The organism is Sphingomonas sp. Leaf10 (genome assembly GCF_001421245.1).
In the GTDB taxonomy this organism is placed as follows: Bacteria; Pseudomonadota; Alphaproteobacteria; order Sphingomonadales; family Sphingomonadaceae; genus Sphingomonas.
Map to the genome: position 1 here is coordinate 985548 of NZ_LMKE01000001.1, position 7645 is coordinate 993192.

Consider the following 7645-nt stretch of genomic DNA (forward strand, 5'->3'; position numbering starts at 1 on the left):
CCCGCGACGAAGCGCAACCTCCCCCCAAACGCCTACCCCACCAACGCGTCCACCAAAGCCTTCACCTTCGCCTGCCGCCATTGCGGGAGCGGCGCGACCAGCCAGTATCCCTGCCGCCCGCCCTTCGGATCGCCGACGACCGTCACCCGCCCCGCAGCAATATCGCCGCGCGCGAGCAGTTCGGGCACCGTCGCCCGCCCCAGCCCCGCCGCCGCCGCATCGATCGCGAGGCCCGCATCGGCGACTCGCACCAGCGCCGAGGCATCCTCCGGCTCGCACCCGGCCCAGCCGATCCGCGTGTCCGCGCCACCGCCGGCACGTTCGATCGTGACCATGCCGTCCGATTCCAGCGCCTCACCCTCATTCGCGCCGGGACCGTCGCCCCACCGGATGGCGAGGTCGAGATTGGCTTCGGTAAAGTCGATCGCATCGTCGGCCGCGACCAATGCGAAGCGCAGTTCGGGATCGGACGTCGCGATCCGCGACAGGCGTGGCAGCAACCACTTTTGCGTCAGGTCGCGCGGGGCGGCGATGGTCAGCGACTTGGACGACTGCCCCGCCTGCATCGCGCGGACCGCCTCCTCGAATTGCAGGAAGCCGCCACGCAGCGCCGCCAGCCCGGCCTCGCCCTCGGGCGTCAGTTCGAGGCCGCGGGTCGTACGGCGGAACAGCACGACGCCCAGCGTGTCCTCCAGCGCGCGGACCTGTTGCCCGACCGCCGCCGGCGTCACCGCCAGTTCGTCGGCGGCGCGGGTGAACGACAGATGGCGCGCGGCGGCGTCGAGTACGCGGAGCCCGTTGAGCGGAAGATGCGTCCGCTTCATGCGCCGACCGCCGGTGCCAGCAGCGAAAAGCGCGGGATCGCCACGTCGAACGTATCGCCGTCATCGGCGAGCATATGATAGCTGCCCTGCATCGCCCCGCTGGACGTCGACAGCGGACAACCCGACACATAGTCGAAGCTGCCGCCCGGTTCGATCACCGGCAATTCGCCGATCACGCCTTCGCCCTCCACGCTGTGCCGTTCGCCGCGTCCGTCGGTGATGATCCAGTGGCGGGTCAGCAACTGGACGGTGCGCTCCGACCCGTTTTCGATGCGGATATGATAGGCCCAGAACCAGCGGCCCTGCGCGGGTTGCGACTGTTCGGGCAGATAGGTCGCCGATACCCGCACCGCGATGCCGGCGGTCGTCGCCTCGTGCGGGAACAGCGCCTTCATAGGGCGACCGCCCGCAACGCCTGGTCCAGATCGGTGATCAGGTCCGCCGGGTCTTCCAACCCGACGTTGATGCGGATCATGCCTTCCGAAATCCCCATCTCGATCCGCTTCTCCTCGGCCACGCCGGAATGGGTGGTGGAGGCGGGGTGCGTCATCAACGAGCGCGAATCGCCGATATTGTTCGAGATATCGATCAGTTGCAGCGCATCGAGCAGCCCGTGTGCTTGGCGCCGACCGCCATCGAGTTCGAACGAGAAGATCGGTCCGGCCATCTTCATCTGCCGCATGCACAGGTCGTGCTGCGGATGGCTGGGCAGGCCCGGCGCGTTGATCTTCGCCACGCGGCTTTCGAGGAAGCTCGCGACCTTCAGGGCGTTTTCCGACTGGCGCATGACGCGCAGGTCGAGCGTCTCCAGCCCCTTCAGCACCACCCACGCGTTGAACGCGCTGAGCGTCGGTCCGGTGTTGCGGGTGAAGGGCAGCAGCACGTCGTCGATGAACGCTTTGCTCCCGCACACGGCCCCGGCGAGCACGCGCCCCTGCCCTTCCATCAGCTTGGTCGCGCTATAGGCGACGACGTCGGCACCGAACTCCATCGGCCGTTGCAGCGCGGGGCTGGCAAAGGCGTTGTCGACGACGGTGACGATGCCGCGCTCGCGCGCCGCCGCGCAGATTGCGGTCAGGTCGGCGACGTCCATCGTCGGATTGGCCGGCGTTTCGAAGAACCAGACCTTGGTATTCGAACGGCTGGCATCGATGAACGCCTGCGTATCGCGGGCGTCGACGACATCCGTCTCGATCCCGAATTTCGGCAGCAACGTGTCGGTCAGCCAGCGGCACGACCCGAACGCAGCACGCCCGCCGACCAGATGGTCGCCCGCCGACAACTGACACAATAGCGCGGCGGTCATCGCCGCCATGCCGGTCGCCATCGTCCGGCACGCCTCGGCCCCTTCCAACAGCGCGATGCGTTCTTCGAGCATCTCGACCGTCGGGTTCTGCAACCGCGAATAGGTCATGCCGACCTGTTCGCCGGCGAAACGCGCGGCGGCGTCGCCGGCACAGTCATAGGCATAGCCCGAGGTCAGGAACAGCGCCTCCGACGTTTCGCCATATTCGCTGCGCGCGGTGCCGCCACGCACGGCCTGCGTTGCGGGACGCCAGTTGGCGGTGATGCTGCGGTCTTGTCCGGTCTTGCGCTTCATGCGTGGGTCTTTGCGCGCTCGGGCGGAGAATTTCCAGAGGGGATGCGCCCGCTGGACCGGCTTGCGGGCAGGGAGTAGAGCGCGGCGATGCGTTCCGTACTCAATGTGGATCGCTCCATCCTCGGTCAGCCATGGCGCTGGCGGGGGTTGGAAGGCGATGTCTGCGACGAAGGTTTCGTCGCAGACGACCTCGTCACCCGTATCCTGCTGGCCCGCGGCTGTCCGCGCGAAGGACTTGATGCGCACAAGACGCCCAGCATCCGCCAGTTCATGCCCGACCCGTCGATCTTCCGCGACATGGACCGCGCCGCCGAACGCCTCGCCGAGGCGGTGATGGCGGGTGAGCCGGTCGCGATCTTCGGCGATTACGACGTCGATGGCGCGACCTCGGCGGCGTTGCTGGTGCGGCTGTTGCGCGATCTGGGGCTGACCGCCCGTCCCTATATCCCCGATCGGCAAACCGAGGGCTATGGCCCCAATGCTCCCGCGATGCTGCGGCTGGCAGGGGAAGGTGCGACGCTGATCGTCACCGTCGATTGCGGGGCACAGGCCTTCGACGCGCTTGCCGCTGCGCAGGATGCCGGGGTCGACGTGCTGGTGGTCGATCATCACCAATGCACGACGCAATTGCCGCCGGCGCTGGCGGTGGTGAATCCCAACCGGCTCGACGAAGGCGAAGGCGCGGCGCATGGCCATCTCGCGGCAGTCGGGGTCGCCTTCCTGCTTGGCGCGGCAGTGCTTCGGACGTTGCGGGCGCGCGGCTTCTTTGCGAGCCGAGCCGAGCCGCGACTACTCGACCTGCTCGATCTCGTCGCGCTCGGCACCGTGGCGGATGTAGCGCAGTTGCGCGGCCTCAACCGTGCCTTCGTGGCGCAGGGACTGAAGGTCATGGCCGGGCGCCGCAATATCGGCCTCGCCGCGCTGATCGAGGCATCGCGCCTGACCCGCGCGCCGACCTGCACCGATCTCGGCTTCGCGCTGGGGCCGCGGATCAATGCCGGCGGGCGCGTCGGCAAGTCGGATCTGGGCGTTCGCCTGCTGACGACGCAGGACCCGGAGGAAGCGCGCGCGCTGGCCGTCGAGCTCGACCGGTTGAACGAGGAACGCCGGCTGATCGAGGGCGATGTGCAGGCGGAGGCCGACCTGTCGGCGCGTGCACAGGACTCGCGCGGTTGCGTGGTCGTGTCGGGACGCGGCTGGCATCCGGGCGTCATCGGCATCGTCGCGGGACGGTTGAAGGAAAAGCTGGGGCGCCCGGTGCTGGTCATCGCGGTGGACGAACATGGCGTCGGCAAGGGCTCGGGGAGATCGATTCCCGGCGTCGACATGGGCGGAACGATCCTCGCGGCGAAGGAACTCGGGCTGGTCAGTGCCGGCGGCGGCCATGCCGCGGCGGCTGGCGTGACGGTGGCGGAGGACGCGATCCCGGCGCTCGCCGACTTCCTGCACGCTCGCATGGCCGAACCGGTCGAGCGCGCCCGCGAGGACCGCGCGCTGCTGGTCGATGCGGTGCTCGCGCCCGGTGGGGTCAGCCCGTCGCTGATCGAGGCGCTGGAGGCGGGCGGCCCCTATGGCATGGGCTGGCCCTCCCCCCGCGTCGCCGCCGGGCCGGTGCGGATCGTGAAGGCGGACATCGTCGGCAACGGCCATGTCCGCGCGATCCTGACCGGCGACGACGGCCGCCGGTTCAAGGGCGTGGCGTTCCGCCAGGCCGAAACCGATCTCGGCGCGGCGCTGCTCGGCGCCCCCGCGCACCGCCGCGTGTTCCTGGCCGGCCGCGCGAAGCTCGACGACTGGGGCACCCGCCCCACCGCCGAACTGCACATCGACGACATGGCATGGGCGGATTGAACGGCAGGGTGGCGACGGCAAAACGACAGGACGGCGACGGCAAATTGAACGATATCTACAAAAACCCTGTTGACCGATCGAAATCCCTCCCCTAACAGCCCGCTCACGCCTTCACGGCCCCTTCGTCTAGCGGTTAGGACGCGGCCCTTTCACGGCTGAAACACGGGTTCGATTCCCGTAGGGGTCACCAGCGCCCGCCAAAATGGCGGATTTGCGCGGTGTATGCGGTCTTCATGGACGCTTTACCCATCCTTGTGTACAAAGGATGCGTACAAAGTGATCCGCATGGCTGCTCCGTTCAAAGATCCTCGCACTGGCATTCTCTATTTTCGTCGGGTCATTCCCGCAGCGCTTCGGCCGTTCTTCGACGGCGCGTCGAGCGAGTATAAGCGGACCCTCGATACGCGCGATCCGGATGAAGCTCGCCAGCGCTACCACCCGCACGCCATTGTTTACGACCAGAAGCTTGCGGCAGCGCGGCGCAGCCTCGCCAGCCAGCAGCTCCGATCGGCGCGATCCATGGTCGACGCCTATCTTGACGGTGTCAGCGAACAGCAACTGCAAGGCATGGCCCAGAAGCTGGCATCGCTCGAAGTTGGTGCTTTCCAACACGCCCACGGCCTAACCGACTATGACCCTGGTTCGCGCTATGACTTCGGCAGCCCGCCGGAACGGCCTGACCTCCAAAACTTCGGCGACCGCAAGACGATGCTGGAGGCAGTGCCGGACTTCAGCCCGCTGCCTTGGCTTGAAACGCTACGGCGAATTTCCACTCTCCCGTCGCTGGATCCCATCGACTGGGCCATCCTCGCGATCGCGTTCAACAGCGGCATTGCCCAGCCAATCGACCCAGCGCTCTACGAAGCGATCGGCCAAGCCTATTTTGACAGGCTGTGCGAGGTTTGCACCCCCAAGATCGATCCGGCCCGCGTGCGTATTCTTCCATCCGCAATCCCGTTCAGCGTGGTGCCAAGTACTCATCACGCGGCCACAGGCCTACAATCGGCAGAAACCTCGTCGAACGCTCCGACACCGACCATCACCAAGGTCTTCGAGGATTGGGCTGTGTCCCAGCCCCGCGAGCCCAAGCTCGTAGACGAATGGCGTACCGCGATCACTCGATTCGCGCGCCTGCATGACGATCCGCCCGTCGATACCATCACCGCGTCGATGGTCCGCACCTATCGCCGGACTTGCGCGGCGTTGCCGTCGCGTGTGGGCAAGGCGATCAGAGCGCTTCCGCTGCTCGAGCAGGTGGAACTGGCCAAGGCGCAGGGGCTGAAAGTACTCGCCCCCGCAACGGTCAACAAGGCGCTGTCCGCCATCCGCGTGACGCTCGATCATGCCGTCGAGGAACTTGAGGTCATAACCGAGAATGTAGCGAAGGCTGTCAAGTCGCTGCCCAAGAACGAGATCGAAGACCCTCGCCTGCCGTTCGAACCGCAGGACCTCGTCAAAATCTTCAGTGCAGAGCTCCCGAATAAGAGCGGCGTTGCACCCAGCACCTTGGCTTGGACTTTGCTCTTGGCCCCCTTCACCGGATGCCGGCTGGAGGAACTGGGCAAGCTGCGTCCAGGTAACGTCAGGACCTACGACGGCATTCCCTACATCGCGATCGAGCCAGATCGCCTGCGTGTCCGCGAGGAACAGGAGTGCCCAGCCAAGCGGATGAAGACCGCGAGTGCAAAGCGCGATATCCCACTGCACCCCATACTCATACAGGCCGGCTTCCTCGATCTGGTGAACAAGCGAAGGGAGAGAATGCCGAATGGCTTTTTCCGGAACTGGACACCAACAAATATGGCAGCCGGACACAGCGCCTTTCGCGGGTAATAAACGACTTCCTCGATAGTATCGGGCTATCCGATCCGGAACTGGTCTTCTATTCGTTCCGCCACACTGGCAAACGGGCAATTCGGGGCAAGGCTCCCGCCGAAATCGTTGATCTATTGTTCGGTCATGCCAACGGATCAGTCAGCACGCATTATGGGCGCGGCGCTCATATGCAGGTGCTAAGCGATGCTATCGAAAAAATTAGCTATCCAGAGGTAGATTAGTCCTTCGTAGCCCAGCGCTTCATTACAGCTATCTAGCAAAAGCATATCGGGGCGATACTGACGCTGGATCCATGACGCAGAACGCCTCGACCCATAATCGGTCATTCGCTACATGTTTATCGCTTCCCAGCTGCGGTCATTCGTTCATTTCAATCTCAACTGCTCGTCTAATTCTGAGGACGAACCGATGGCGATGCGGACTGTGCAGGCCACTGAGGTCGCCCCAGGCGCCATCGTCCACAAATCTATAGGATCAGAGACCGAGTAGGCGCCGGTATTCCGCTTCGGCGAACCCGTAGGTGTCGCCGGCGAGCCTCAGCAGCCGCTCGCGATCACGCACGATCACGCGCCCGCGTACGGAGCGGACAGCCTCATCCTCTTCGAGCTTGTGGAGGGCGTCGGTCACGCTGCTGCGACGGACGCCGAGCATGAGCCTGAACTCCTCGTGCGTCATGCAGATGTCGTCCTCGCGTACTCGGTCGTGGTAGAGCAGGATCCATCGCGCCATCCGCCGCTCGATGGAATGCGCGAGCGACGAGACGATCGTCCTCGACATCTGGGTCATGACCACGTCGACGAAACGGAGCAGAACGGCTCGGATCGCCGGACGGTCGGCCAGTATCTCGTTCAACGCTGCAGCCGACAGCCGCATCGCCGTGCCGTGTTCCGCCCGCATCACCACGTCGTGCGACCAACGCTCGTTGCCAAGCAACAACTGCCAACCGATAAACCCTTCGCTGCCGACCAGCGCGACTGCGTAGCGGCGGTCACCCTCGAGTGAGTCAAGTACTGCAGCGATACCGGTCAACGGGAAGCAGATGCTGTCGGCCGCATCGCCGGCGCGCGCAATCATGTCGCCGTTGCGAAACGGCACCAGTTCCAGATGTGGCGCAAGGGCGGCGCGGTCCGCGTCGCTCAAAAGACGTAGCAGCGCGTTCGCCTCATACGGCACCGCATTTGACCTGCGCGTCCCATCCACGATCGAAGCCATGTCATCCATGCCGCCGCTCATACTGCCCAACCTCGCTGCCCAGACGCTTGCGTCTACTTTCGTACCGAAACGCTGAAGGTCGCCCAATGGTTGGGAAATGGACAGATACAGGAGGAATATTTGCGCAGATCTATTTCCATGCTGATCGCCGCGTCGACCGCGATCGCGGGCGTTCCGGCTCTGGCCCAGTCAGCCCGCTCGATCACGGCACCTCCTCCGCCACCGCCTCCCGCGACATCCGTGCAGCCCCCTAAGGCCGCACCCGATATGCAGTTGGTCCTGGACGCGCTCGCGTCGCTCGCCGGCAAGCCGATCGAGACGC

The 7645-nt window shown here is 65.3% G+C and carries 6 protein-coding genes, 1 tRNA gene and 1 pseudogene; 4 read left to right on the forward strand and 4 right to left on the reverse strand.

Going from position 1 to position 7645, the window contains the following annotated elements; all coding sequences use genetic code 11:
• Window positions 1-32: 32 nt before the first annotated feature.
• Genes ASE59_RS04630 through ASE59_RS04640 form a run of 3 tightly spaced genes read right to left on the reverse strand, consistent with a single transcriptional unit; the run spans window position 33 to window position 2424 of the window.
• A complete protein-coding gene (locus ASE59_RS04630) occupies window positions 33-824 on the reverse strand; it encodes a LysR family transcriptional regulator (RefSeq protein ID WP_056452521.1) in 792 nt (263 codons plus the stop codon).
• Window positions 821-1219: a Co2+/Mg2+ efflux protein ApaG gene (gene apaG / locus ASE59_RS04635; protein WP_056452525.1), complete on the reverse strand. Its 399-nt coding sequence runs from the start codon at window positions 1217-1219 to the stop codon at window positions 821-823. The genes ASE59_RS04630 and apaG overlap by 4 nt, the downstream gene beginning before the upstream one ends.
• Complete coding sequence (locus tag ASE59_RS04640) at window positions 1216-2424, reverse strand: trans-sulfuration enzyme family protein (RefSeq protein WP_056452529.1); 1209 nt, start codon at window positions 2422-2424, stop codon at window positions 1216-1218. Before ASE59_RS04640 ends, apaG begins: the two co-directional genes overlap by 4 nt.
• 87 nt (window positions 2425-2511) lie before the next feature.
• Between ASE59_RS04640 and recJ the strand changes: the two genes are divergently transcribed.
• The 3 genes from recJ (at window position 2512) to ASE59_RS04655 (ending at window position 6108) form a co-directional block, all read left to right on the forward strand.
• Window positions 2512-4275: a single-stranded-DNA-specific exonuclease RecJ gene (recJ, locus tag ASE59_RS04645; RefSeq protein WP_056452532.1), complete on the forward strand. Its 1764-nt coding sequence runs from the start codon at window positions 2512-2514 to the stop codon at window positions 4273-4275.
• A gap of 115 nt (window positions 4276-4390) precedes the next feature.
• A tRNA-Glu gene (locus ASE59_RS04650) sits at window positions 4391-4465 on the forward strand.
• A gap of 95 nt (window positions 4466-4560) precedes the next feature.
• A complete protein-coding gene (locus ASE59_RS04655; RefSeq protein WP_056452535.1) occupies window positions 4561-6108 on the forward strand; it encodes a DUF6538 domain-containing protein in 1548 nt (515 codons plus the stop codon).
• Between the two features lie 477 nt (window positions 6109-6585).
• Here the strand turns inward: ASE59_RS04655 and ASE59_RS04660 are convergent, their stop codons facing one another.
• Window positions 6586-7344 (reverse strand): Crp/Fnr family transcriptional regulator, encoded by a 759-nt coding sequence (locus ASE59_RS04660; RefSeq protein ID WP_056452538.1) that lies wholly within the window; start codon window positions 7342-7344, stop codon window positions 6586-6588.
• Window positions 7345-7461: 117 nt separating this feature from the next.
• Here ASE59_RS04660 and ASE59_RS20565 point away from each other — a divergent pair.
• A pseudogene (locus tag ASE59_RS20565) lies at window positions 7462-7645 on the forward strand (lipase); the annotation flags it as partial.